Consider the following 24792-nt stretch of genomic DNA (forward strand, 5'->3'; position numbering starts at 1 on the left):
GTAGCGGAATGGCCGGTTCGTCAATTCGCCGTAGTGGTACCGGAGTTGACTGGGCTACTGTCGGGGCGATGCGCAGCCGTCCGTACGTCGCAGCCATGCTGTCCGCCCTCGTTCTGACGGCGTGCGGCTCCTCGGCCGAGCCGCCGCGCCCGCACGGGCCCACCGGGTCGGACGCCCCGACGAGGGAAGCCGGGCCGAAGGACCCCACGGGGCCTGCCGAGCCAAAGCTGCCGACCGGGCCCGGGAGCCCCACGGGGCCGGCGGAGCGGCGGGCGACGCGCGGGGACGGCGCCGAGCTGATGTACCGCGCGGGCGGGCGGACCAGCGCGCAGAACCCCGCGTTCTCGCCGGACGGGAAGTCGATGCTCTTCACCCTCTTCCACGATGGCTACAACGCGGGCTCCGCCGCGCTGCGGGTGCTCCCGCCGGGAGCCGACGGGCCGTCCGCCCGCGCGGCGCGCGGCGGTTCGCGGAAACTGCTCGACGAGTCCGGTCAGGCCGCGGTGAACCTGCCCGGTTCCAGCTGGCACCCGGCCGCCGGGGTGACCTTCGCCTCCGACCGGGCGGACCGCGACGAGATCTGGGTGCTGCCGCCCGGCGGCAAGCCCACGAGAGTGACCCGGCACGGCGGCGCGTCGGGGTATCTGGAGCCCAGTTTCTCGCCGCGCGGGGACTGGATCGCCTTCCAGGAGAGCGTGGAGCGGGAGGAACCGGCGCCCTCGGAAGCGGAGGACGCGGATCCGGAGGACGACGGCGACGAGGCGGAGGAGGAGGCCGCGGCGGCGCGGCCGGAGCGGTCCGCGCTCGGCTCCCTGTGGAAGATCCGGCGGGACGGCAGCGGGCAGACCCGGCTGCTCGACGGCCCCGCCACGGGTACGGACAACCGGCAGCCCAACTGGTCCCCGCGGGGCGACCGGCTCGTCTTCCAGCGCCGCGAGCAGCACAGCGACGCGTGGGCGCTGTACGTCGTGAACGCGGACGGCGGCGGGCTGCGGCGGCTCACCACGGGCTCGGGCGAGCACACCGACGCCACCTGGTCGCCGGACGGCCGTTCGGTGGTCTTCTCCTCCACCTCGGGCGGGCTGGAGATACCGCAGGTCTTCGTGATGTCCGCCGACGGCGGCCGCCCGGTCCGGGTGACGCGGAACAACAGCTATGACGGAGCGCCCAGTTGGTCGCCGGACGGGCGGTGGATCGCCTTCGAGTCCCACCCCGGGGACGAGGAGCGGCCGACGTCGCTGTGGCGCATCCGCGTCCCCGGGGCGTAGGGCGGGCGCGGTCAGCCCGTGGTGATCGTCACGAGGGAGTACTGGGTGACGGTCAGGGCGACGGTGGCCTCGTCGCCGGAGACGGTCCAGGAGACCGGCTGCGGGGCGGGCGAGGGCCCGTCCGGCGAGCTGACCGTGGCCGCCTTCACCTGCTTGCCCGCCGGGACGACGAGCGAGACCGAGCAGGCCGCCGGGGTGACCTTGAAGGCGGCGGGGGCGTCCCCGAAGCCGGTGAAGTTGACCAGCTGCACGATGGTGTCGTCGCCGAGCCGGCTCGCCTCCAGGTGGACGCGGCGGTCGCCGGTGAACTTGACCTGCGCCGGGGCCGCCGCGCGGACCGGGGCGAGGAGCTGGTCGACGCTCGCCTGGTCGGTGGAGGCCAGATAGCTGTGGCCCAGCAGGGCCTTGAAATACCAGCAGACGCCGGAGCCGAACCGATTCTCCTTGCTGACAGGCAGCGGGTCGGCCTTGCGGAAGCCGAGCACGTCGGCGAGGGCCAGTTCGGCGCGGGCCGTGCCCAGCTGGTCGTACGCGGTGGGCGCCGGGCCGGTGATCACGACGGTGCCGCCGCCCGAGACGAAACCGCGCAGCACCTCGGCCTCGATGTCCGAGACGGCCTGGAGGTTGGGCAGCAGCAGCGCCCGGTAACCGGTCAGGTCCGCGGCGGTGAGTCCGGGGCTGGTCACAGTGGTGAACGGAATGTGCTCGAAGACCAGGGCCTTGACGGTGCCGCGGAACTCGCCGAGCCACTGCTGCCGGGTGCAGCTCTCCTCCGCCTCGTCGGCCCACCACTCCTTCACACCGGCGGGCTTCTTGGTGGTGACGTACATGCCGTTGCCCGACGAGGGGCTGACGAAGTCGCGGGAGGCGGCGGAGTGGTACACGCCGACGTCCGCCAGCGTCGTGGCGTCGTACAGCTGCTTCTCGTGGGCCTCGGCGAAGCCGTACATGCGGGTGCGCATCGGGAGGTCGGCGCTGTCGCTCTTGAAGGGCGTCTTGACCTCGTACGCGTTGCAGCCGGAGGCCAGCACCTCGGCCATCACCAGGGAGGCGTCGTCGGCCTTCCAGCCGTAGGAGAACGCCCAGGCGGGCTTGGCGCCGCTGGCGGCCCGCGCGTACTTGTACATCGAGATCAGACAGGTCCAGTCGGAGGCGGTGGCGTGCCGCATCCCGTCGTAGTTGCTGAGGATGTCCACTTCCCAGCACTGGCTGAGCCCCGGCGTCTGCCGGGTGTACGCGCCGTCGAGCCCGATCAGGGTGGCGTACTGGTAGTCCATGCTCACCGTCTCGGAGAAGGTGACCAGGTCCGGGTTGACGGACGCGCCGGCGGCGGCGATGTCGACCTGCCACTGGTGCAGATTGCGGTGGCGCCACTCCACGAAGCGGCGGAAGGTCAGGTTGCCGAAGTCCTTCTTCGTCGGCAGGTCGAGGCCGGTGTCCGCCTTGAAGGCGGTCGCCGCCCAGGTGGATGCGTCGCACCAGTCGGCCGCGCCGTCGAAGTAGATCGGCACGTCCGGCCAGATCGCGTCGACGCCGGTGGCCGCGAGCAGCTTGATCCGGCCCAGGTAGTAGTCGCGCCACGGGGAGTTGGGGCTCATCCAGCAGCTTTCGTCGCCGGGGTCCACCCATACGACCAGGCTGCCGTAGAAGACATTGGGCTTCCCGTCCAGGGAGCGCTGCACCCATGCCTTTCCGTTGCTGTTCTTGTAGAACGAGGGGCCCTTCTCGCCCCCGGCGCTGATCAATTCCAGCGACGGGTAATACATGACGACCCGCATCCCGGACTGGTGCGCCAGGTTCGTGAAAGTTTTGATCGTCTTCAGGTGTGCGGTGTACTCGGCGTCCGTCAGCCAGTTCGACAGGATGGTGTCGACCTCGATCACGCTGACGTGCTGTGCCTTGAGGGCGGCGATCACCGGCTTCAGGGCGCCGGCCTCGGCGTCGTCGTCGAAGGTGGCGTCGGCCAGCCGCGCGTATCTGCTCCAGTCGGGGAAGCCGCCGCCGAGGCGGTCCGCGCCGGGCGGCGCCCCGGCGGGCACGGCCCAGGCGGTCCGGCCCTGCGGGCCCGGCAGGGCGGGCAGGAGATTCGCCGTCAGGGCCGCGCCGCCGACGCCGAGCCCCGCCTGTAAGAGTCTTCTGCGGCCGAATCTTCGCTCTCGGTTCACGGCTTCTCCCTGATTCTCGTATCGGTTCCGCTGCCGGTTCAGCTGTCGGTTCGCAGCTGGTTCCGTAGCCGGTTCTGTTCGGTGCCCGTGAATTCTGCCTGATCGTTTACTGATCATTTCTGGAAATCGGCGGGAGACGCCGCCGGCGGAGGAAATCGTCTCGATCACGACTTGCGTTTTCCGGGAGAAATAAGACAACGATCCGTCAGCGGCGGTTTCTCATACGCCGCGGCGGCGCGCGCGTCAAGCAGGCAAAGGAGCCGTGCGGCGTGGGGCGGGCGAGCAGCGGGCGGCGCGGGCGGGCCCGTTGTCAGTGCCCCCTGCCATGCTGGGAACCGCTCGGCACACCCGCTCGGCCAAGGCCCTTCCGCCGAAGGTTCGTTCACCACCGACAGATCGGAGGACCAGCTCATGCTTACGACCGATCACGTCCTGGGCGCACCGGTCCGGGTCGACCTCGCGACCCCCGACGTCGAGGCGGCCGCCGCCTTCTACGGGGCCCTGTTCGGCTGGGAGTTCGAGCGCGAAGGGCCGGCGGCGGAGGGGCGCGGCGTCTTCCGGCTCGGCGGGGCGGTGGCCGCCGCGGCCGGGCCGCTCGTCGAGGAGGGCGCGGGCTCCGCCTGGACGCTGTCCTTCCGCTGCGCGGACGTGGAGGCGGCGGCGGAGGCCGTCGAGCGGGCGGGCGGCGCGGTGCGCGTCCCGCCGTTCGAGGCCGGCGGGGGCGGCCGGGCCGCCGGGTTCAGCGACCCCGGCCACGCGCGGTTCGCGGTCCGGGAGTCCGGCCGGGCCGGGGCGCTCGGCACGGTCGACGTCCCCGGCGCGCTGTGGTGGACGCAGCTGTACACGACGGACGTGGAGACGTCGAAGCGCTTCTACGGCGCGGTCCTGGCCTGGGAGACGGAGGACGTCGTGCTTGAGCGCGGCGCCGACTACACCGTGGTCTCGCCGCGCGGCGGCGGGATGGCCGCCGCGCACGGCGGCATCATGCAGCTGCCCGCGGAGGCGGCGAGCGCCGGGATATCGCCGGGGTGGCACCCGTACTTCGCGGTCGAGGACTGCGACGCCGCCGTCGCCGAGGCCGTCGCGCACGGCGCGACGCCGGTCCTGCCCGCCGAGTCCTCGAAGGGCATAGGCCGGCAGGCGACGCTCCGCGATCCGTTCCGGGCCCTGTTCTCGGTGAACAGCGCCGCGGTCTGAGCCCGCCCCGCCTCCCCTGCCGCCACCGGTCCCCCCGTCCTGCCCGTCCAGGCGGTTCTCCCTGAGGAGTCATGTGTCAGCGCACGGCGACGACTTCGAGATCGATGTTCAGGCGGCGGCCCGTCATGCCTTTGGCCTTGGTCATGCCGAAGGCGTAGCGGTCGACGACGGCTGTCGCGCCGACGGTCAGCCGGGTGCCGTCGGCGGCCACGGCGCCGAGCGTCAGCACCATCGGCCGGGTGACGCCGAGCACGGTCAGCTCGCCGTGCACGGTGGCCCCCGCGGTGCCGTGCCGGGGGCCCCGGCCGCTGAAGCGGATCTCGGGGTGGGCCGCCGCATTGAGGTAGTCGGCGGACCGTACGTGCTCGTCGCGTCTCGCGATGCCGCTCGCGAAGCTGGCCGCGCGGATCACCGCGTCCACCTCGGAGCCGTCGTCCGCGTCGGTCTCGGCGATGGAGATCTGCCCGTGGTCGATGGAGAAGGTGCCCCGCACCGGGAGCAGCCCGAACATGGCGCGCGTGGTGAAGCGGACCGACGACGCGTCCGGGTCGATGCGGTAGACGCCCGGCGGTGGTTCGTCTCGTCGTTCCGCGCCCTCGGTACCCTCGGTCCTCATCGAAAGCGTCGCCTCCGCTCGTTTTCGGTCCCCTGTGGTCGTGCCAGCGTCTCGCGGCGCCCGCGCGCCCGCAATCGCCGATCGCGCCGGTTCGCCGGCCCGGCGCGGTCCGCTCCGTACGTGCCGTACGGGCTGCCTGCGCCGTACGTGCTGTGCGGGCCGTACGAGTCGTACGGGCTCCCGTGCGGTCGGGGCGCGGGGCCGGCCGCCGGGGCGGGCGGCGGCCGGCCGTCCGGCCCGGGGTCACATGGGGTACTCGGCCTGTGCCGCCCGTACGGTGATCCAGCGGGTCTCCGTGAACGCCTCGATGTTGGCCTCGCCGCCGAACCGCGCCCCGGTGCCGGAGGCCGCCACGCCGCCGAAGGGCACGGTCGCCTCGTCGCCCACGGTCTGGTCGTTGATGTGGACGAGCCCGGTCGGTATGCGCTCGGCGAGTTCCAGGCCGCGCATGACGTCCTGGGTGAGGATGCCCAGGGACAGCCCGTACTCGCTGTCCACGGCCAGGGCGGCGGCCTCGTCGAGGGTCGCGAAGGGCCGGACGGGGGCGACGGGGCCGAACACCTCCTCGCGGTATGCCGGGGAGTCGCCCGCCGGGTCGTCGAGCACGGTCGGCCGGTAGTACAGCTCCTCGTACGTGCCGCCCGCGGCCAGGCGGGCGCCGGACGCCACGCTCGCCGTGACCAGCGCGTGGATCTTGTCGCGCTGCCCGGCGTCGATGACCGGTCCGAGGGCGACGTTCCCGGTGGCCGGGTCCCCCACCGAAAGCCGCGCGGCCTTCTCCGCGAGCCGTTCGGTGTACTCCGCCGCCACCGACTCGTGCACCAGATGGCGGCCGGTGGTCATGCAGACCTGCCCCTGGTGGAAGAAGGAGCCCCAGGCCGCGGTGGACACGGCGCGTTCCAGGTCGGCGTCGGGCAGCACGATCAGCGCCGAGTTGCCGCCCAGTTCCAGGTGTGCGCGCTTGAGGTGGCGGGCCGCCGACTCGCCGACCGCACGGCCGGCCGCCGTGGACCCGGTGAAGGAGATGATCCGCACCCGCGGGTCGGCGACCAGCGCGGCGCCCGCCTCCGCGCCGCCCGGCACCAGGGACAGCACCCCCGGCTCCAGCCCGGCCTCCTCGAAGACCCGCATGAGGGCCGCGCCGCCGCTGACGGCGGTGCGCGGGTCGGGCTTGAGGACCACCGCGTTGCCGAGCGCCAGGGCCGGGGCGACCGACCGGACTGCCAGTACGAGCGGCACGTTGAACGGCGCGATGACCCCGACGACGCCGGCGGGCACGCGGCGCGCGAGGCTCAGCCGGGGCTGCGCGGACGGCAGGACCTGGCCCGTGGCGCGGGAGGCCAGCGCGGCGGCCTCGTAGCACTCCTGCGCCGCCGTCGCCGTCTCGAACGCGGCCTTGCCGCGGACGCTCCCGGCCTCCCGCACGAGCCAGTCCTCGATCTCCCCGGCGTGCCGGGTGAAGAGGTCCCCGGCCCGGCGCAGCACCTCCGCCCGCCGGGTGTAGGGGGCGCGGGCCCAGGCGCGTTGGGCGTCGGCGGCGCGGGCCGCGGCGCGGGCGACGTCCGTGGCGTCGGCCGCGCCGATCCGCTCCAGCACGGTGCCGGTGGCGGGCTCGGTGACGGGCGCGTCGCCGCCGTGGGCCTTGGTCCATCCGTCGATGTTGATCTGGGCCGACCAGAGCGCGGGATCGAGCAGGGACATGCGGATCACTCCTTGGCGGGCTGTGCGGGGCGGGGGTCGGGGCCGGAGGGGTCGGGGCCGGAGAGTTCCGAGCCTGAAGGTTCAGGGCCGGAAGGTCGCGTCGGCTTCCACGGCGACCTCCAGGACGAGCGGTTCGGTCCGGTCGGCCAGTGCGGGCAGCAGCGCGTCGAACTCCCTCAGCAGGGCGTCGTGGCCGGTGACGGTGCGGGCGGGGCAGCCGAGGGCCGTGGCCACGCCGCTGACGCTGATCCCGTCGAAGGCGGGCCAGGGGCCCTTGCCGCCGCGGTGTTCGGCGAGCCGGTCCATGACCGCGTAGCGGCCGTTGGCGAGGACGACGAAGACGACGCCCACGCCGTAGTGCGCGGCCGTCCACAGCGCCTGCACCTGGTAGAGCGACGAGCCGTCGCCGACCACCGCGACGACCGGCCGCCGGGGCGCGCCCATCCGGATGCCGATCGCGGCGGGCAGCGCGAAGCCGAGGCCGCCCATCGCCGCGCTGAGGAAGCCGAGGGGGCGCCGGGCCGGTATGAGGTCGTGCAGGTCCGGGCGGCTGGAGGGGGTCTCCTCCACGAGCACGGCGTCGGCGGGCAGCCGCTCGGCGAGGGCCGCCAGGACGTGGGCGGCGCGCAGCGGCTCGCCCGTGCGCGGCGGCTGTGGCGGCGGCTCACGGCGCGGTGGCTCCGAGTTCCCGGCGCGCTGGGGCACGCGGGCCGCCAGGTCGGCGCAGAAGGACGGGAGCGGGGCGATCACGGCGAGTTCGGCGGGGGCGCGCCGTGCTTCCTCGGGGTCGTCGGTGACGAGGGCGAAGCGCGTGCCGGAGGGCGCGAAGGGCCCTTCGTGGTACGGGGATTGGCGCAGGACGGGCGCGCCGACGGCCAGCACCAGGTCGTACGGCGCGAGGGTGTCGCGCAGCCGCGGGCGGTCGGCGGGGAGGTGCCCGGCGAACAGCCGGTGGTCCTGGGGGAATCCGGCCCGCGCGCCGAAGGACTCCTGCCACACCGGGCAGGAGAGCCGCTCGGCGAGGGCGGTGAGCGCCGCCCAGCAGCCGGGGCCGTCCGCGCCGGCCCCGACGACGAGGGCGGGGGCGGCGGCTCCGGCGAGCAGCCGGGCGACGTCCCGTACGGCCGCGGGGTCGGCGCGGCTTCCGTGACGGAGCCGGGCGGGCGCGGGGAGGGGCAGTTCCTCGGCGGTCGCGCTCCAGTCGTCCATGGGGACGATGACCAGTGCGGGGCCGCGGCCGGTACGGGCGGCGTGCGCGGCGCGGCCGATGGCGCCGGGCACGTCCTGGGCGCGCGGCGGCGTCTCGACGGCCACGGGGTAGTCGCCGCCCAGCCCCTCCAGCCGGCCGGCGAGGAAGGGTTCCTGGGCGAGGTGGCGGCGGTCCTGCTGGCCGACGACCACGACCATGGGGGCCCGGTTGGCGCGGGCCGTCGCCAGCGCGCCGACGGCGTTGCCGAGTCCGGCGGTGGTGTGCAGCAGGACGAAGGCGGGTTCGTCGCGGGCGAGGGCCCAGCCGGTGGCCGCGCCGACCACGGAGCCCTCATGCAGGGCGAGCACGAAGCGCAGGTCCTGGGGCAGGTCGGCGAGGAACGGCACCTCGGTGGAGCCGGGGTTGGCGAAGACGGTGGTCAGGTGGTGCCGGCGCATCACGTCGAAGGCGGCGGCGCGTACGGTGCGCAAGGGGCAGTCCTTCCGGAGGCGGAGCGGGGGGAGCCTCGGGGTTCAGGGCACGGTGGCGGCGGGCGCCGCGGCGGTACGGGCCGGGGTGCGGGCCCGTACGGCGGCCAGCAGGGCGAAGCCGGCGGCGACGATCGCGGCGTCCAGCCACAGGGCCGCGGTCCAGCCGCCGGTGCGGTCGCGGAGCGCGCCGCCGACGGCGGGGGCGAGGACGGCGCCCATCTCGCCGATGAGGTTCTGCATGCCGAAGGCGGAGCCGCGCATGCGCGGTTCGGCGATCTCGGCCGTCCAGGCGTGGCCGACGGGCTGGAGGGCGTTGAAGAACAGGCTCGCGGTGAACAGCAGCAGGCCCATGATCCACAGGGCGGGGCGGTCGGCGGCGGTCAGGTACCAGGCGAAGGCGACGGTGAGCAGGGCCTGGGCGCCGGTGCAGGAGAGCATCACGGACTTGCGGCTCCAGCCGCGCCGCCGGGTGCGGTCCGAGAGCCAGCCGCCGGCCGGGAAGCCGATGAGGCCCGCGCCCGCGTTGAAGCCGGCGGTGAGGGCGGCGCTCATGAACGAGGAGTGGGCGGCGCCGGCGACGATGGACACCGACCAGAAGCTGAAGAACCACAGGTTCCACAGGATCGCGATGTTGGCGAGGTAGATCAGGTTCAGGTCGCGGTCCTTGAGCACCGGGCCGAGCTCGGCGCCCTTGCGGACGAGGGCGAAGAGCACGAGGGCGACGGCGAGGGCGACTTCGAGCAGGGCGATCCACAGGCCGGACAGGCCCGCGCGGTCGCCCAGCAGGTAGACGGCCATGATCAGAGCCAGGGAGACGGCGGAGTACCCGGCGAGTTGGAGCGTCGCGCGGGTCACGGCCCGTGCCCGCAGGTGGGCGCGGAAGCGCATCGCGAGGAGGAGGGCCGCGGCGAGCGTCGCGGCGCCGAGGATCCAGAACGCCATCCGCCACGCCTCGGCGCGGGGCAGCACGTGCTGTCCGACGCCGATGAAGTGGGGGGTGAAGACGGTGGCGACGGTGATGCCGAGCGCGAGCCCGGTGATGACCACGCCCATGCCCAGGCTGCGGTGGCGTTCGGGGGTGGCCTCGGTGATCAGGGTGCGGTCGTTGGAGTAGAACGCGCCCTCGCCGAGGCCGGTGACGACGCGCAGCACGATGAACGCGACGAGGCCGCCCGCGAGTCCGGTGGCGACGGTCGCCGCCCCGGCCCACACGAGGCTGACAACGATGAGCGCGCGGTGGCCGTGGCGGTCGCCGAGGTAGCCGCCGGGGAACTGGGTGAGCATGTAGCCGGCGAAGAACAGGCCGCCGATGAGGCCGCCGAGCGCGTGCGGGTGGCGCGCGTCCGCGAGGAAGCCGACGCCGTTGTCGATCATCCAGGTGACGACGGGCCCGGTCACGGCCCGGTCGGCGGCGCTCACCGTCCAGCCCAGGAGCAGCAGGAGCCAGAGGGTGTGCCAGGGCTGGAGCCGACGGCGGCCGTCCGGCGCGGGGCTCGGTGTGTCCTCGGAGGCATCCTGCATGGGGGTCTCCCGGTGGGCGGGGCGGTCGCGAGGGGCGGTCCGTCGCGGCACGACCGGTCGGCGCCGGCGCCGGCCCGCCCGGCGAAGCATTCCACCGCGTTCCGCGGAGCGGAATCCTGTGGTGTCGGCGGGTCGGCAGGTGGCGTCGGGCCCGACTGTAGGACCGATGGCTCGCTCTGCGGAACGACCCCGAATATTCTTTCTGCTATGCCGAACACGTCCGGCGACGCCTACGGCGCGAGCTCCGTGGCCAACGCCCTGCGCACCCTCGTCTATGTGCGCGGGCAGGGGTCGGTGCGCGTCACCGACGTCAGCGACCACCTCGGCGTCGCCCGTTCCACCGCCCACCGGCTGCTCTCCACGCTCCGCGCGCACGGCTTCGTCGAGCAGGAGCCGGGCGGCCGGCGCTACCGGCCCGGCCCCGCCCTGGTCGGTCTGTCCCGCGCGGGCCGCGACGAACGCGACCTCGTCCGTGTCGCCCGCCCCCAGTTGGAGTGGCTGCGCGACGCGACGTCGGAGACCACGAATCTGCTGGTGCTGGCCGGGCCGGACTCCTTCTTCCTGGACGGCGTGGAGAGTTCGCGGCAGCTGCGCGTCGCCCCGCGCACCGGCGACCACGTCCCCGCCTACGCGACGGCCGGCGGCAAGGCGCTGCTGAGCGAGCTGTCGCCGGAGGCGCTGCGCATGCGCTACCCCGCCGGGCTCGCCGCGCTCACCCCCACCACCCTTCCCGACCTGGACGCGCTCGCCGCCGACCTCGCGGCCTGCCGCCGCCGGGGCTACGCGCTCAACCTCGACGAGAGCGTCACGGACGTGCAGGGCGTCGGCGTGTGCGTCCGCGACAAGCTGGGCAGCAGCGTCGCCGCGGTCACGATCGCCGCCCCCTCCACCCGGCTGGGCCGCGCCCGCGCCGCCCAACTCGCCCCGCTGGTGCGGCAGGCCGCGGAGAGGATTACGGCGGGCCTCTGACCGACCGCCCGCGAGCGGCCCGTCACCCCGCCCGTCCCGTCCGCGAGCGGCCCCCGCCGCCCCGCCCGTCCGGGATCGGCCCGCCGCCCGTCCGCGAACGGCTCCGTCATCGCGGTGGCGCGTGTCCCGAACAGGCAAACGGGGATGTCCGCCAGGGGAAAGACACGCGCGCGCCGCCGGGGGTTCACTGCCGAACCCGGGCCCGGCTGCGAACCCGGCCCCGGACCCGGACACCGAACGACGAAGCGGACGAAGCGGAGACCACCATGCCCGAGGCGCCCGGCAACGAGTTCTGGAAGGACCTCAAGCCGATCCGGAACTCCTTCAAACCCGACGCGCTGCCCGAGGTCCATCTCGCCCAGGCGGCCACCGACGACGACCGCTACTACGTGCCGTTCACCGAGACCGTCCGCTCGCGACCACTGTGGATCAACGTCAAGGACAACTCCTGGGCCGACATCCTGCGCGCCGACCAGGCCGGGCTGGTCAACCGGCACTACCACCCCCACGAGGTGTTCGCGTACACGATCTCCGGCGCCTGGGGCTACCTCGAACGCCCCTGGACCGCGCACGCCGGCGACTTCGTGTACGAGGCGCCGGGCGAGGGCCACACCCTGGTGTCGTACGACAGCGGCGAGCCGATGAAGACGCTCTTCATCGTCAAGGGCCCGCTGATCTGGCTGGACGAGAACGGCGACACCGCCGGGTACTTCGACGTCCACGACTACATCGCCATGTGCCGCGCCCACTACGAGCGGGTGGGCCTCGGCGCCGGCCTCGTCGATTCGCTGTTCCGGTGACCCGGATGCCGTCCCCGTCCCCGCCGCCGTCCCCGCCGTCCCCGCCGTCGCCCTCGCCGCCGTCCCCGCCCCCGGACGGCGCGGCGCGGACGTACGAGAACAAGTTGCTGCTGGTGCTCTTCCTGGCCTTCGGCTTCGTCTTCTTCGACCGGCAGGCGCTGTCCTTCCTGGCCCCCTTCATCAGCGACGACTTCCACCTCTCCCACACGCAACTGGGCACGCTCTCCGGCGTCCTGGCGCTGACCTGGGCGCTGTCGGGGCTGCTGTGCGGCCGGCTGTCGGACCGGCTCGGCCGGCGCAAACCCCTCCTGATCACCGCCGTCGTGCTGTTCTCCTGCTTCTCGGCGGCGGGCGGCCTGGTGACGGGGTTCGCCGGCCTGCTGCTCGCGCGGGCGCTCATGGGCGTCGCGGAGGGCGCGGTCCTGCCGCTGTCGCAGTCGCTGATGGTGGAGGCGTCCCGCGCGGAGCGCCGCGGCCTCAACATGGGGCTGCTCCAGGGCTCTTCGGCCGGGCTGCTGGGCGGCATCCTCTCGCCGCTGGCCGTGGTGTGGGTCGCGGGGCAGTACGGCTGGCGGACGGCGTTCCTCCTGACGATCGTCCCCGGCCTGCTCATCGCGGCCTGGATCTGGCGGTCCGTACGGGAGAGGCCGCCGGGCCCGCGCGCACCGGCCGCCCCCGTCGCCGCCGCGCCGTCCCCCGCGCCGGCCGGCGAGCACCTGTCCATACGGGAGCTCCTCGGGCACCGGAACATCCTTCTCTGCGTGCTGGCCGCCTGCTCCTATCTGACCTGGTTCATCGTCATCATCACGTTCACGCCCACCTATCTCGAGGACGTCAAGGGCTTCTCCTCGGGGACCATGAGCCGCGTGATGACGTGCTTCGGCGTGGCGTGGGTGCTGTGGGGCTTCGTCACCCCGGCCGTCTCCGACCGCATCGGCCGCAGGCGCACGATGATCCTCTTCAGCGCGGTCGCCGCGGTCTGCCCGCTCGCCGTGGTGTACCTCGACGGGCCGGTGGTGCTCGGCGCGGTCGTGATCCTCACCTACACCGGTCTGGGCTGCTTCACCCTGATCATGGCCACCATCCCCGCCGAGACGGTCCCCCGCGGCTCACTGGCCACCGCCCTCGGGCTCGTCATGGGAGCCGGCGAACTGGCCGGCGGATTCCTCGCACCCGTGATCGCGGGCCGCGCCTCGGACGCCTGGGGGCCGGAGAGCGCCATGTTCATCTCCGCGGGCGGCGCGGTGGCCGTCGTACTGATCTCCTTCGGACTGCGCGAGACGGCCCCGGAGGTGCTGAGGCGCAGAGCGGCCAGGGAGGCGGCCCGCGCCCTGGAAGCCGGTGCGGGCGACGACCGTACGGGCCCGGACGCCCGTACCGCCGTAGCTGTGGCCGCGGGCCCGAGTGCGGGTACGGGCGCGGGCGCGGGTGCTGACGTCCGTACGGCCATGGGCCCGGGCCCGGGGCAGGGTCAGGGAGCCGCGGCGCCGGGCGGGCGGCGGCTGATGCGGGCCGCGGTCTGGTACGGGGCCGGGGACGTCCGCGTCGTCGAGCGGGACGTGCCCGAACCCGGCCCCGGCGAGGTGCTGGTGGCGGTCGCGTACTGCGGCATCTGCGGCAGCGACCTGCACGAGTACGCCGACGGGCCGCACGCGATCCCCGTCGCCGCGCCGCACCCCGCCTCCGGAGCGACGGCCCCGCTCGTGCTCGGCCACGAGTTCTGCGGGACCGTGGCCGCCCTCGGCCCCGGCGTGGCCGGGCTCGCCGTCGGCGACAGCGTGGCCGTCGAACCGCACTACCGGTGCGGTGACTGCGCGCGCTGCCGGGCCGGGGAGTACAACATCTGCCGGCACTTCGGCTTCGCCGGTCTGATGGGCGACGGCGGCCTGGCCGAGTTCGCCGCGCTGCCCGCCTACATGGCGCACCGCCTCCCCCCGGACGTACCGCTGGAGCAGGCGGCGCTCTTCGAGCCCGCGTCCGTCGCCCTGCACGCGCTGCGGCGCGCCGGGCCGGCTCCCGCGGCCCTCGCGGTCGTCGGGCTCGGCCCGATCGGCCTGCTGACTGTGCGGCTCGCGGCCGAGCGCGGCGTGCCGAGGATCATCGCCGCCGATGTCGCCCCGGACCGGCTGGAGTTGGCGGAGCGGCTGGGCGCGACGGACACGGTGGACGCCCGGCGCCCGGCAGACGCCGACGGCGCGGACGGAGCGGACAGCGCCGGTGCGGCGATCCGCGAGCTGACGGGCGGGGAGGGCGTGGACGTCGCGTTCGAAGCGGTGGGTTCACAGGACGCGCTCGACAGCTGTCTGGCCGCGACCCGGCGTGGCGGCCGGGTCGTCCTGGTCGGGCTGGGCCGGCAGGTGCGGCTCGACGCCTACGCGCTGGTCAACAACGAGCAGTCGATCGTCGCCAGCGTCGGCTACCGCGACACCTACCCCGAGCTCATCCGCCTGGTCCGGCGGGAGGGCGTGGACCTCACGCCCGTGGTGACCTCGACCGTGGCGCTCGACGACGTCGTCGCCGAGGGCCTGCGCCCGCTGTCCCGGGGGCCGGGCGGGCAGATCAAGATCCTGGTGCGCCCGGAGGCCCGCGCCGACGGGCCCGACGTTCCGGAGTCCGCGAAATGACGCGCACAGACGACGAGTTGGGGACGTTCGCCCCGGATTCCTTCGCCGGCCGGAGCGTCCTGGTCACCGGCGGCACCTCGGGCATCGGCGCCGCGACGGCCGTGCTCCTCGCGGAACTGGGCGCGGAGGTACGGGCGCTGGGCCTGCCGCCCGCCTCCGCGCGGGAGCTGCCCCGCCACGAACGCGTCCGCGTCGTGGAACAGGACGTCACCGACCGGGACGGCCTCGCCCGCCGGATCGCGGAGTGCGGCCGCCTCGACTGCCTGGTCTCCTGCGCGGGCGTCAGCCGGGACCGCGCGGAGTACGAGCGCGGGGCCTGGGACCGCGTCCTGGCGGTGAACCTGGACGCGACGATGACGGCCTGTCAGGCGGCGCGCCCGCTGCTCGCGCGGGGCGGCGGGAGCATCGTGACCGTCTCGTCGATGTTCGCCCTCTTCGGCAGCCGCGACCGGCCCGCGTACAGCGCGAGCAAGGGCGGCGTCACCCAGCTGACCCGGTCGCTGGCCGCCGAGTACGCCGACGACGGGATCCGGGTCAACGCCGTCGCGCCGGGCTTCGTCGCCACCCCGCTCGCCCGCGGCGTCCTGGACGATCCGGACGCGGCGCGGGCGGTGCTCTCCCGGCTGCCGCTCGGACGGCTGGGGAGGCCGCGCGAGGTCGCGTCGGTCATCGCGTTCCTGTGCTCGGCGGCCGCCGCGTACGTGACCGGGGCCGTCCTCGCGGTCGACGGCGGCTACTCGGCCGTCTGAGCGGCGAGCGGCCGGAGGCCGCGGCGGACACCGCCGCTCCGGCCGTCGAAGGGGCGGCCCGGAGCGCTGGCCGCGGCCCGCGCCGGGCGTTACGCTGCGGCTGCCCCGGACCGGGCGCGGGAGCCCGGGGCACGTACGCGCCCCATGCGGCGGGCAGGCGCACGGCAAGGAGGCCCCCGATGCCCGAGCACACCACCTCCGCGGCAGCCGCCGCGTCCACCATCTCGACACGGTCCGTCGACCCGGCGGACCGGGTCGAGCTCTGGGAGGACTACAACCGGCGGGCCCTGGTCGGTCTGACGTGTTCCCCCTACTCCGAGCAGGGCCTGCTGGCGCGGCAGGCCAACTTCCGGCTCGGCGGGCTGCGGCTGGCCGAGATCACCGGCAACGAGCACGTCATCGAGCGGACCGCGAAGACCTGCCGGGCGCTGCCCAAGGACTCGGTCTTCGCCTCCCTGCTGGTGTCCGGTCAGGGCGTGTTCTTCCACGGCGGCGGCTGCCTCACCCCGGCGGCGGGCGACCTGGTCCTCTACGACACGCGGCGCTCGTACCTCTTCGGGTTCCCGTGCGCCATGCGGCAGTTGCTGGTGGACATCCCGCGCGAGGTGTTCACGGAGAGCTGCGCCGCCGGGGGCATGCCGACGCCGCTGCTGTTCGGCGGGCGGTCGGCGGGCGAGGGCGCGCTGGTCTCCGCGCTGCGGTCCGTACTGACCGGATGGACGGCGCGGGGCGGCACGGGCGATCCGGACGCCGCGGCGGCCACCGTGCTGGACCTGGTCCGTTCGCTGGCCGGGCCCCGGCTGGGCGACGGCGCGGCGACGGCCGGACGGGCGTCGCGGCTGGCGGTGGCGGAGGACTACATCGGCCGGCACCTCTCCGATCCGGGGCTCAGCGCCGGGCGGGTGGCCGAGGCGGTCGGGGTGTCCGGCCGGCAGCTGAGCCGGATCTTCGAGCCGTCCGGGGTGAGCCCGTCCCGCCGCATCCTCGAACTGCGGCTGGCCGGGGCCCGTGAGCAGCTGGCGGACGCCGGTTCCCGGCATCTGACGGTCGCCGAGATCGCCCACCGCTGGGGCTTCGCCAGCCAGGCCCATTTCACACGCGTCTTCGGCGACCGCTTCGGCCGCACCCCGGGCGCGGCCCGCCCCGGCCCGTAACGGCACCGCGTGTACGGGCGTACGGACCCGGCCCGGCGCGCGGCCCGCCCTGACGGCGGTCAGGGCGGGCCGGACACGTACGCGGGCGCCCCCTAAGCGGAGCGACGCGGAATCAGCTGATGGCGAAGTCGTCCGCGTACACGCTGTTCTGCCCGTACCAGCCGTGGGTGTAGACGGTGATCGTCCCCGTGGCGCCGGTGGTGAAGGGGACGGTGAGCTTGGTCCAGTCACCGGCGGCGGACCAGGCGCTGGCGGTGGCGTCGCCCCTGACCCCGATGTAGGCGTAGCCGCCCTGCACCCAGCCGGTCAGGTTGTAGCGGGTGTTGGGGTTCAGGGTGAGCGTCTGCGCGCATTCGCCGGTCTGGCCCGCGGTGGGCGAGACGCGCAGCGCGTGCGTGCCGGAGTGCACCGGGCTGTCCACGACCGCGCCGCCCGGCTGGCAGGTCCACGGCCCGAGACCGCCGGTCTCGAAGCCGCCGTTGACCGGGGTGCCCTCGCCGCCGGGCCCGGTGACGGTCAGGGTGTACGTGGCGGAGTGGCTGACGGCCCCGGCCGTGCCCTTGACCGTGATCGGGTAACGGCCGGGTACGGCGGTCGCGGCGGCGCTGACGGTGAGCTTGGCCGTGCCGCCCGCGGTCACGCTCGTCGGATCGACGGTGGCCGTGACGCCGGCCGGGGCTCCCTCGGTGGTGAGGTCGACGCGCTTGGCGGTGCCGTTGGTGACGGCGGTGGTCACCGTCGCGGTGGCGGAGCCGCCCTGGGGCACGGTCGCGGAGCCGGGCGCCGTGGCGAGGGAGAAGTCGTCGGCGGCGGGGCCGCCGCCGGTGAACGGCGCGAAGGCGTGGGTGAAGAACCAGGTGTCCTGCTCGATGCCCGAGCAGGTGTCGGAGCCGCCGGTGCCGGGGCAGCCGCCGTTGTCGCGCTGGAGCGCCCAGAAGGAGAGGGTGTTGATGCCCTTCTCGACGGCCCACTTGTAGACGGTGGCGGCGTCGGCGGTGGTGAACGTCTCGGCCGGTCCGTAGTCGTCGATGCCGGGCATCTCGGTGACGCCGATCATGCCCCAGAGCTGTGCGGGGCTCTTGCCGGGGTAGAGCTGGGCGAGCTGGCCCTGCAGCCCGGCGGCGGAGCGCTGGGTGTCGAGGGCCATCTGGTGGGTGGCGCCGTCGTAGTAGTCGAAGGTCATGATGTTGACGACGTCGATGCGGGCGCCGTTGCTCACGGCGTTGCGCAGGACGGCCAGCCCGCTGTCGGCGAGGCCGCTCGTCGTGGTGGGGAGGGTGTACGAGAACTGGATGGAGCGGCCGTTGGCCGCGGCCCAGTCCTGCACCTTCTTGATGGCCTTGTTGCGGCGGTCGATGCCGGCGCTGTTGGTGAGGGAGTTGTCCTCGATGTCGAGGTCGATGCGGGGGATGTCGTAGGTGGTGATGACCTTCTCGAACGCGGCGGCTATCGCGTCGACGTCCGTGCAGCTGTCGGCGATCTCCGTGCCCTCGTGGGTCGCGGTGTAGCCGCCGAAGGACGGGATGACGTCCCCGCCGCGCGAGCGGATGGTGGTGAAGTCCTTGCCGAAGATCTCGGGCGAGACGGGCTGGGACTGGCTGCCGTTCCAGTACGGCGTGCAGGAGCCCTTGGTCGCCGTCTGCAGGAACGCCATGGTCAGGTATTTCGCCCCGGACTTCGCCGCGAGGTCGGCGGGGCTGTCGTTGCTGTACGCCTCGAAGTAGGGGGCGAATACGTGCGGGGGCAGGGCGGTGGCCGCGTGGGCCGTCCCGCCGGTCCCGAGGGCCAGGCCCGCCGAGGCGGCCAGGGTGGCGATCACGGTGAGGCACGCCCGGAGCGGTCTGAAACGTCTCATGCATACTCCCGGTGGGTGGGACGGCGCGCGTGCGGCGCGCCGCCGCTCTCCCGCTCGCACGGCCGGTCGGCCGCGCGCGGGACAGCGGTACTGGACGTACAGGAGGAACCGTCTTCCGTGGCCGGGCGGCCCTGTGCCCGATGCGGGCCGCTCGGTTCGTGAAGCGACTCACATGATTGGACTAGACCAAGCCCCCGTCAAGGTCTTCGGCCAACTGACGGCCATCGGGCGGCCATCAGGCGGCCGCCGACGCGCGCCTACGGGCAGCTACGGGCAGCCGACGGCTGAGCGCCGGGACGGCGCCGGCCGGGCTGCCGGCCCGCCCGGCCGTCGACTCCGCCCCTGGTCCTACCGGACCTACCAGTCCAAACGGCCCTACCGGCCCTACCGGTCCGCCGGACGATCGGGCGCCGCCGCCTCAAGCGCCTCGATGCTCCCGGACATGATGGTGCGGATGTGCTCGGTGATGTGCTCGGCGGGCCAGTCCCACCAGGCGACCGCGAGCAGCCGCTCGACGGTCGCGTCGTCGAAGCGGCGCCGGATGAGCCGGGCCGGATTGCCGCCGACGATGCCGTAGTCGGGCACGTCGTCGACGACCACGGAGCCCGAGGCGATGACCGCGCCGTGGCCGATCCGGACGCCGGGCATCACCGTGGCCCGGTAGCCGAACCACACGTCGTGGCCCACCACCGTGTCGCCCCGGCCGGGCAGGCCCGTGATCAGGTCGAAGTGGTCGGTCCAGGAGCCGCCCATGATGGGGAACGGGAAGGTCGAGGGCCCGTCCATACGGTGGTTGGCGCCGTTCATGATGAACCGCACCCCCTCCCCCAGCGCGCAGAACTTCCCGATGACCAGCTTCTCCGGCCCGTAGTGGTACAGCACGTTGCGCGTCTCGAACGCCTCCGGGTCGTCCGGGTCGTCGTAGTAGGAGAACTCGCCCACCTCGATCAGCGGCGACGTGACCAGCGGCTTGAGCAGCACCACACGCGGCTGCTCCGGCATCGGGTGGACCACGGTGGGGTCGGCGGGGACAGCGGGCATCGCGGATCGGACTCCTCGGCGGGGGAACAGGACGACCCGGTCATGATCGCAATGTCCGCCGGCACGGGCGAGCCATTTCCCGGCGGCGTCCCGGGGCCCGGTACGGGCGTACGCGCGAGCGCCGCGCGCGGGACGGCGGTTCAGTGCGCGGTCCAGCCGCCGTCCATGGTCAGCGAGGCGCCGGTGACGAAGGAGCTGCGCGGGCCGCAGAGGTAGGCGACGGCCTCGGCGACCTCGGCGGGCTCGACCAGCCGCTTCAGGGCGGAGTCGGCGAGCAGGACCTCGGAGAGCACCCGCTCGGCGGAGATGCCGTGAGCGGCGGCCTGGTCCGCGATCTGCTTCTCGACGAGCGGGGTGCGGACGTAGCCGGGGTTGACGCAGTTGGACGTCACGCCGTGTTCGGCTCCTTCCAGGGCGGTGACCTTCGAGAACCCTTCGAGGCCGTGCTTGGCGGCGACGTACGCGCATTTGTAGGCGGAGGCCCGCAGCCCGTGCACGGAGGAGATGTTGACGATCCGCCCCCACCCCTGCCCGTACATGTGCGGCAGCGCGCCCCGCACGAGCCGGAAGGGGGCCTCCAGCATGACCGTGAGAACGGTCGAGAAGACGTCGGGCGGGAACTCCTCGATGGGGCGGACCAGCTGGATGCCCGCGTTGTTGACGAGGATGTCCGTGCCGGCCCCGGCGCGCTCGGCGGCGTCGAGGTCGGTCAGGTCCAGGGTCACCGGCTCGACGGGCCCCGCGAGCCCGGCGGCCCGCTCGACCAGCTCCGCCAGGCCCGCGCCGTCGCGGTCCACCGCCCGTACGGCCGCCCCCGCGGCGGCGAGGCGCAGCGCGCAGGCCGCGCCGATGCCGCCGGCCGCGCCGGTGACGAGGGCGGTACGGCCGCCGAGGTCGAGGAGGGGCGCCTGGGCCGGGTCCGGTGCGGTGGTGACGGTCATGAACGCCACCCTAAGCCGCCGCGGGGGCCTACGCGGATGCGGCAGCCATGGGGGGCGGTCCTCTGCCGCCGGGACCTGCGCGTGTGGCGGGAGGTACCATCGCGCGGCGTTCTTGATTCGGTGACGGTGGCGGTTGCGGTTGCGTGCGGCAGGGAGTGGCGGGGTGACGGAGGGGCTTCGGCTGCGGGTGCCGGTCGGGCACGACGCGGCGCGGTGGGTGACGCGGGGCCGGAGCCGCCTGGTGCTCTTCGTCGTGCACAACGTGACGTCGGCTACGCGGCTGCTGGACGTGCTGCCGCTGTTCCGCGACGACCTGCGGGTGCAGGCGCTGGCCACGTGCACGGGATCGTCGCCCTTCCTCGCCGGGGTGCCGGAGCTGCTGGCGGCGGCGGAACTGCCGGTGCTGCCGTGGGAGCAGGCGAAGGCGACGCCGGTCGACCTTGTGGTGTCGGCGAGCTACGGCGGTGAACTGGAGCTCCTGCAAGGGAAGTTGGCCGTGCTGTCGCACGGGGTCGGCTATAATAAGAGGCTCTCCACACCGGACACCGGACACCGGACACCGGACACCGGACACCGGACACCGGACACCGGACACCAGTCGCCCGCGCCCGTTTTCGGCCTCTCCCCCGAGTGGCTGCTGCACGACGGCCGCCCCATCGCGTCCGCGACCGTCCTGTCCCACCCCGAGCAGCTCGCGCGCCTGGCCGACGCCTGCCCCGAGGCCGCGCCGACCGCCGTGCTCGCGGGCGACCCCTGCTATGACCGCGCGCTCGACGCCCTGCCGCTGCGCGACCGCTTCCGCCGCGCGCTCGGCGTCGCCCCCGGCCAGCGGCTGATCCTGGTCAACTCGACCTGGTCGCCGCGCGCGCTGTTCGGCGACGGCGGCGGTGAGGGCGACAGCGGCAGCGGCGACGAGGGTGATCTGCTGCCCTGGCTGCTCCCCCGGCTGGCGACCGAACTGCCGGCGGACGAGTACCGCACGGCGGCCGTCCTGCATCCCAACATCTGGTACGGCCACGGCCCCGGCCAGGTACGGGCCTGGCTGGACCGGGCGCACCGGTCCGGGCTCACGCTCATACCCCCGCTGGACGGCTGGCGCCAGGCCCTGATCGCGGCGGACTGCGTCATCGGCGACCACGGATCGGTGACGTTCTACGCCGCCGCCCTCGGCAAGCCCGTCCTCCTGGGCGCCTTCGCCGACGCCGACCTCGACCCGGACTCCCCGGTCGCGGCCCTGGGCCGCACCGCGCCGAGGCTGCGCCCGCACGGCGACCTGCGCGCCCAGCTGGACCGGGTGATGGCACGTCATGAACCGCGTGTCTACGTGGAGTTGACCTCCCACACCACGTCATCCCCCGGCCGGTCCGCCGCGCTGCTCCGGCACGCCTTCTACCGCCTCATCGGCATCCCCGAACCCGCCGCCCCCGCGCTCCTCGACCGGCTGCCGCTCCCCCCGTACGAACCCGCCGAGCGCACCGCGCCGCTGCGCGTCCTGACCCGGCTGCTCGGCGCCGGGCCGCCGGAGATCGAGGTCACCCGCTACGCCGACCCGACGCACGAGCCCGTGCACACGGTCCCGGAGACGGATTCGGACGCGGCGCACACCGTCGTGCACGAGGACGCCCAGGACGCCGGCCGCCTGCGGATCGCCGACGTCATCGTCCGGTACGGGCCCGAGGACGACCCGCGCCTGGGCCCGCCGGCCGCGTGGACGGCGGAAGTCCTCGACCGCCACCCGCACTGCGCGCTCGCCGCGTACGTCACAGGGCCGGGCCGCTGCGCCGCCCGCACCCGCGACGGGGATCTCGTCCACTTGACCGGCGCCCCCGACGGCCTGGGCCACCCTGACCCGCTCGACCCGGCCGCCTACGCCTCCGCCCTGCACGCCTGGCTGGCGGGCGGCAAGTCCCTGGACGAGGCGACGGCCGCGGGCATCGTCGTGGCCACGGGGGACGCACGCCGCCAAGTGGCCGTCGAGCGCGCCGAGTAGCGGAGGCCCTCAGACGGGGCGACGGCCGGGGGCACCCCGCACTGGTGGAGAGCCCGCGCTCTCAGACCAGCTCCCCCAAGCGCGTGTCCACCCGCGCCACAGCGGCGTCGTCGCCCGAGGTCTCGTACAAGCCGCGTGCCAGGCGCAGCTGGCGCGCCTCGTCCTCGGCGTCCGCCAGAGCCTTGGCGCAGGCCGCGCGCAGTTCCGCCGCGTCCGCCTGCTGGAGTACGGCGCCCTCCGGTTCCAGCACCGCCAGCGCCTCGTCCAGGGGCGTGCGGGCGGCGGCCGGTTCGCCGGCGGCGAGCAGCGTCTCGCCGAGGCTCATCCGCACCCTCGCCTCGTTGTAGCGGTCGCGCTCGGGCAAGTCATGGAACTGGGTGAGCGCGTAGCGGAGTTGGAGTACCGCGTCGGCGTGCCGGCCCTGGCCGCGCAGGGCGCGGCCGATGTGGTGTTCCAGCAGCGCCAGTGCGCGTGGTACGTCCGCCTCCCCGTCCTCGCCCGGCGCGATGCCCCGCAGGCTGTCCTGGGCCCGGCGGAAGCACTGCTCGGCCTCCTCGTACCGCCACTGCCGCAGACGCACCAGACCGAGGGACTCCACGGCGGTGGCCTGTCCGCGGCGGTGGCCGGCCCGCTCGTCCGCCGCTGCCGCTTCGGCCAATTCCCGCGCGGCGTCCGCCAATTGGCCGCGCCCCATATAGGCGAAGGCCAGTTGGGCGCGCATCCGCCCCTCCGCCCGGCGGTCGCCGAACTCCTCGGCGCAGCGGGCCGCGGCCCGTACGCCCATGAGGTGGGTCGCCACCCACTGCTCGTGGAGGCCCAGCCGCAGATGCAGCGACCACGTCGCCTCGCACAACTGCCAGACGAGTTCGTCGAATCCGTACTCCTCGGCGGCGCGCACGGCCTCGGCGAGGTTGTCGTGCTCGCGCCGGAGCGCGGTGAGGGCCGTACGGGCGGACTCGAACTCCGTACTGCCGCCCGCGCCCAACTGGCCGTAGGCGGGGCCGAGATGCCAGCGGCCGGGGATGACGCGGGCGTCGGCGGCCGCGGCGAAGCGCAGGTACCACAGGGCCATGCGCCGGACGGCGTCCGCCGTGCCCCTGCGGCCGTCCTCCTCGTGGGCGCGGCGCTCGGCGTGGCGCCGTACGACGTCGTGGAAGCGGTAGCGCTCCGGGCCGACCTCCTCCAGCAGGTGGACTCCGGCGAGGTCTTCGAGGAGGCGGCGCGCCTCGTCCTCGCCCGCGCCGACGGCCGCCGCGGCGGCGGCGACGGGGATGCTGGGCCAGGGGCAGACGCCGAGCAGCCGGTAGAGGCGGGCGGCCGGGGCGGCGAGGTCGCGGTAGGAGAGGTCGGTGGCGCGGTAGGCGGGGTCGTCGTCGGCGCGGTCGGCTGAGTCGCCCATGTCGGTCAGGTCTCCGGCTCCGGCTCGGCGTGCTGCCGCACGGCGGACTTCGTCGCGGCGGGCGAACTCCCTTTCCAGGGCCGCCCAGTCGAGGTGTTCCCGCACGGCCACCCGCGCTCCCGACTCGCAGAGGGCGAGCGGCAGCCCGCCGCACCGGGCCGCGACCGCCTCGGCGTGCGGGCGGTGCGCGGCGACGCCCTCGGCGCCGGCGATTCGGGTGAGCAGGCGGACGGAGTCCGCGGCGGTCAGCGGGTCGAGGCGGATGACGCGCGCGCCGTAGTCGCGTACGAGCTCGGGCAGCCGGTGGCGGCTGGTGATGAGGACGAGCGAGCCGGGGGCGGCGGTGAGCAGGGGCCTCAGCTGCGCGACGGACTGGGCGTTGTCGAGGACGACGACCATGCGGCGGCCGGCCGTGCGGTCGCGGTACAGATCGGCCTGGCCCTGTTCGTCGGCCGGAATCCGGTCGGGCGGCACGCCGAGGCCGCTCAGGAACCGTACGAGCGCGGTGGACGGGGCGACGGCGGTCCGCTCCGAGTCGCCGCCGAGGTCGGTGTGGAGCTGCCCGTCGGGGAAGCGTTCCTCCAGGGCGCGGGCGCAGTGGATCGCCGTCGCGGTCTTGCCGATGCCGCCCGGCCCGACGAGGGCGACGACACGAGGCCCCGTGCCGCCGCTGCCGGCCGGGCTGTCGAGGAGGGCGGTGATGTCGGCGAGGACGTGGTCGCGGTTGGTGAACACGGCGGTTCCGGGCGGCAGCAGCCGAGGTCGCGCGACGGCGGGCAGGGCGGCCGGTTCCAGCCGGCGCGCGGTGCGCAGCCATGCCGCGAGGTCGTCGGCGAACCCCGGTTCGCGGCGGGCCTCTTCGATGAGCAGGGCGGCCAGCCGGCGGCGCTCATCGTCGTCGGCGGGGGCCGCCGGGGGATCGTCGGGCGCGCCGCCGTCCCTGTGCCAGAGCCGCCGTACGAGCCCGGCCAGCCCTTCGGAGGTGCGTCTGCCCAGCTCCCCGGCGGCCCCCGACATGGCCCCCTGCCCCACTGTGTTGAGCGCCGACAGCACCGCCGTCATGGTGAACGGATCCACGGTTTCCTCCCCAGTACGCCGCTCCGGCCACGTTATCGGGAAGAT

Annotated in this window: 17 protein-coding genes; 8 read left to right on the plus strand and 9 right to left on the minus strand. The window is 74.4% G+C overall.

Annotated elements, in window-relative coordinates:
* Positions 1-68: 68 nt before the first annotated feature.
* Positions 69-1268, plus strand: coding sequence for a hypothetical protein (locus AB0I49_RS10695; RefSeq protein ID WP_363226513.1), 1200 nt, complete (start codon positions 69-71; stop codon positions 1266-1268).
* 11 nt (positions 1269-1279) lie between these two features.
* Here the strand turns inward: AB0I49_RS10695 and AB0I49_RS10700 are convergent, their stop codons facing one another.
* The gene (locus AB0I49_RS10700) at positions 1280-3433 is read right to left on the minus strand and encodes an alpha-amylase family protein (protein WP_363226514.1); all 2154 of its coding nucleotides are present in this window, start codon (positions 3431-3433) and stop codon (positions 1280-1282) included.
* A gap of 411 nt (positions 3434-3844) precedes the next feature.
* Between AB0I49_RS10700 and AB0I49_RS10705 the strand changes: the two genes are divergently transcribed.
* Positions 3845-4630 carry a VOC family protein gene (locus AB0I49_RS10705; RefSeq protein WP_363226515.1) on the plus strand — a complete coding sequence of 262 codons (786 nt, stop codon included), beginning with the start codon at positions 3845-3847 and terminating at the stop codon, positions 4628-4630.
* Positions 4631-4706: 76 nt separating this feature from the next.
* Here the strand turns inward: AB0I49_RS10705 and AB0I49_RS10710 are convergent, their stop codons facing one another.
* From AB0I49_RS10710 to AB0I49_RS10725, 4 genes are all read right to left on the minus strand, one after another.
* Entirely contained in the window at positions 4707-5246 is a 540-nt protein-coding gene (locus tag AB0I49_RS10710; RefSeq protein WP_363226516.1) for a YceI family protein, read from the minus strand.
* A 243-nt stretch (positions 5247-5489) separates the two neighbouring features.
* Positions 5490-6947 carry a benzaldehyde dehydrogenase gene (locus tag AB0I49_RS10715; RefSeq protein WP_363226517.1) on the minus strand — a complete coding sequence of 486 codons (1458 nt, stop codon included), beginning with the start codon at positions 6945-6947 and terminating at the stop codon, positions 5490-5492.
* 81 nt (positions 6948-7028) lie between these two features.
* Positions 7029-8627, minus strand: a complete 1599-nt coding sequence (locus tag AB0I49_RS10720) for a thiamine pyrophosphate-dependent enzyme (protein ID WP_363226519.1) — start codon at positions 8625-8627, stop codon at positions 7029-7031.
* A 42-nt stretch (positions 8628-8669) separates the two neighbouring features.
* Positions 8670-10148, minus strand: coding sequence for an MFS transporter (locus AB0I49_RS10725; protein ID WP_363226520.1), 1479 nt, complete (start codon positions 10146-10148; stop codon positions 8670-8672).
* Between the two features lie 207 nt (positions 10149-10355).
* Here AB0I49_RS10725 and AB0I49_RS10730 point away from each other — a divergent pair, with 207 nt between their 5' ends.
* From AB0I49_RS10730 to AB0I49_RS10750, 5 genes are all read left to right on the plus strand, one after another.
* On the plus strand, positions 10356-11117 hold the full coding sequence (locus tag AB0I49_RS10730; RefSeq protein WP_363226521.1) for an IclR family transcriptional regulator: 762 nt from the start codon (positions 10356-10358) through the stop codon (positions 11115-11117).
* Between the two features lie 266 nt (positions 11118-11383).
* Positions 11384-11917, plus strand: coding sequence for a 2,4'-dihydroxyacetophenone dioxygenase family protein (locus tag AB0I49_RS10735; protein WP_363226523.1), 534 nt, complete (start codon positions 11384-11386; stop codon positions 11915-11917).
* Positions 11918-11922: 5 nt separating this feature from the next.
* Entirely contained in the window at positions 11923-14541 is a 2619-nt protein-coding gene (locus tag AB0I49_RS10740) for an MFS transporter (RefSeq protein ID WP_363226524.1), read from the plus strand.
* Positions 14538-15290 (plus strand): SDR family NAD(P)-dependent oxidoreductase, encoded by a 753-nt coding sequence (locus AB0I49_RS10745; RefSeq protein ID WP_363226525.1) that lies wholly within the window; start codon positions 14538-14540, stop codon positions 15288-15290. Before AB0I49_RS10740 ends, AB0I49_RS10745 begins: the two co-directional genes overlap by 4 nt.
* Positions 15291-15469: 179 nt before the next feature.
* A complete protein-coding gene (locus tag AB0I49_RS10750) occupies positions 15470-16444 on the plus strand; it encodes a helix-turn-helix domain-containing protein (protein WP_363226526.1) in 975 nt (324 codons plus the stop codon).
* Positions 16445-16556: 112 nt separating this feature from the next.
* Here AB0I49_RS10750 and AB0I49_RS10755 read toward each other — a convergent pair whose 3' ends face one another.
* The 3 genes from AB0I49_RS10755 to AB0I49_RS10765 all read right to left on the minus strand — a co-directional run bounded on the left by AB0I49_RS10755 (position 16557) and on the right by AB0I49_RS10765 (position 20281).
* Positions 16557-18299, minus strand: coding sequence for a carbohydrate binding domain-containing protein (locus AB0I49_RS10755; protein WP_363226527.1), 1743 nt, complete (start codon positions 18297-18299; stop codon positions 16557-16559).
* A gap of 384 nt (positions 18300-18683) precedes the next feature.
* Complete coding sequence (locus tag AB0I49_RS10760; protein ID WP_363226528.1) at positions 18684-19340, minus strand: CatB-related O-acetyltransferase; 657 nt, start codon at positions 19338-19340, stop codon at positions 18684-18686.
* A 140-nt stretch (positions 19341-19480) separates the two neighbouring features.
* Positions 19481-20281, minus strand: a complete 801-nt coding sequence (locus tag AB0I49_RS10765) for a 3-hydroxybutyrate dehydrogenase (RefSeq protein WP_363226529.1) — start codon at positions 20279-20281, stop codon at positions 19481-19483.
* Between the two features lie 163 nt (positions 20282-20444).
* Between AB0I49_RS10765 and AB0I49_RS10770 the strand changes: the two genes are divergently transcribed.
* Positions 20445-22271 (plus strand): hypothetical protein, encoded by a 1827-nt coding sequence (locus AB0I49_RS10770; RefSeq protein WP_363226530.1) that lies wholly within the window; start codon positions 20445-20447, stop codon positions 22269-22271.
* A 61-nt stretch (positions 22272-22332) separates the two neighbouring features.
* Here AB0I49_RS10770 and AB0I49_RS10775 read toward each other — a convergent pair whose 3' ends face one another.
* Positions 22333-24747: a tetratricopeptide repeat protein gene (locus AB0I49_RS10775; RefSeq protein WP_363226531.1), complete on the minus strand. Its 2415-nt coding sequence runs from the start codon at positions 24745-24747 to the stop codon at positions 22333-22335.
* Positions 24748-24792 lie beyond the last annotated feature (45 nt).

This window comes from Streptomyces sp. NPDC050617, from assembly GCF_040654795.1.
GTDB lineage: Bacteria > Actinomycetota > Actinomycetes > Streptomycetales > Streptomycetaceae > Streptomyces.

Coding starts and splice junctions, on each gene's coding strand:
- AB0I49_RS10755 (WP_363226527.1), bottom strand. CDS start 18,299: ATGAGACGTTTCAGACCGCTCCGGGCGTGCCTCACCGTGATCGCCACC.
- AB0I49_RS10745 (WP_363226525.1), top strand. CDS start 14,538: ATGACGCGCACAGACGACGAGTTGGGGACGTTCGCCCCGGATTCCTTC.
- AB0I49_RS10725 (WP_363226520.1), bottom strand. CDS start 10,148: ATGCAGGATGCCTCCGAGGACACACCGAGCCCCGCGCCGGACGGCCGC.
- AB0I49_RS10760 (WP_363226528.1), bottom strand. CDS start 19,340: ATGCCCGCTGTCCCCGCCGACCCCACCGTGGTCCACCCGATGCCGGAG.
- AB0I49_RS10710 (WP_363226516.1), bottom strand. CDS start 5,246: ATGAGGACCGAGGGTACCGAGGGCGCGGAACGACGAGACGAACCACCG.
- AB0I49_RS10730 (WP_363226521.1), top strand. CDS start 10,356: ATGCCGAACACGTCCGGCGACGCCTACGGCGCGAGCTCCGTGGCCAAC.
- AB0I49_RS10740 (WP_363226524.1), top strand. CDS start 11,923: ATGCCGTCCCCGTCCCCGCCGCCGTCCCCGCCGTCCCCGCCGTCGCCC.
- AB0I49_RS10735 (WP_363226523.1), top strand. CDS start 11,384: ATGCCCGAGGCGCCCGGCAACGAGTTCTGGAAGGACCTCAAGCCGATC.
- AB0I49_RS10750 (WP_363226526.1), top strand. CDS start 15,470: ATGCCCGAGCACACCACCTCCGCGGCAGCCGCCGCGTCCACCATCTCG.
- AB0I49_RS10705 (WP_363226515.1), top strand. CDS start 3,845: ATGCTTACGACCGATCACGTCCTGGGCGCACCGGTCCGGGTCGACCTC.
- AB0I49_RS10695 (WP_363226513.1), top strand. CDS start 69: ATGCGCAGCCGTCCGTACGTCGCAGCCATGCTGTCCGCCCTCGTTCTG.
- AB0I49_RS10715 (WP_363226517.1), bottom strand. CDS start 6,947: ATGTCCCTGCTCGATCCCGCGCTCTGGTCGGCCCAGATCAACATCGAC.
- AB0I49_RS10765 (WP_363226529.1), bottom strand. CDS start 20,281: ATGACCGTCACCACCGCACCGGACCCGGCCCAGGCGCCCCTCCTCGAC.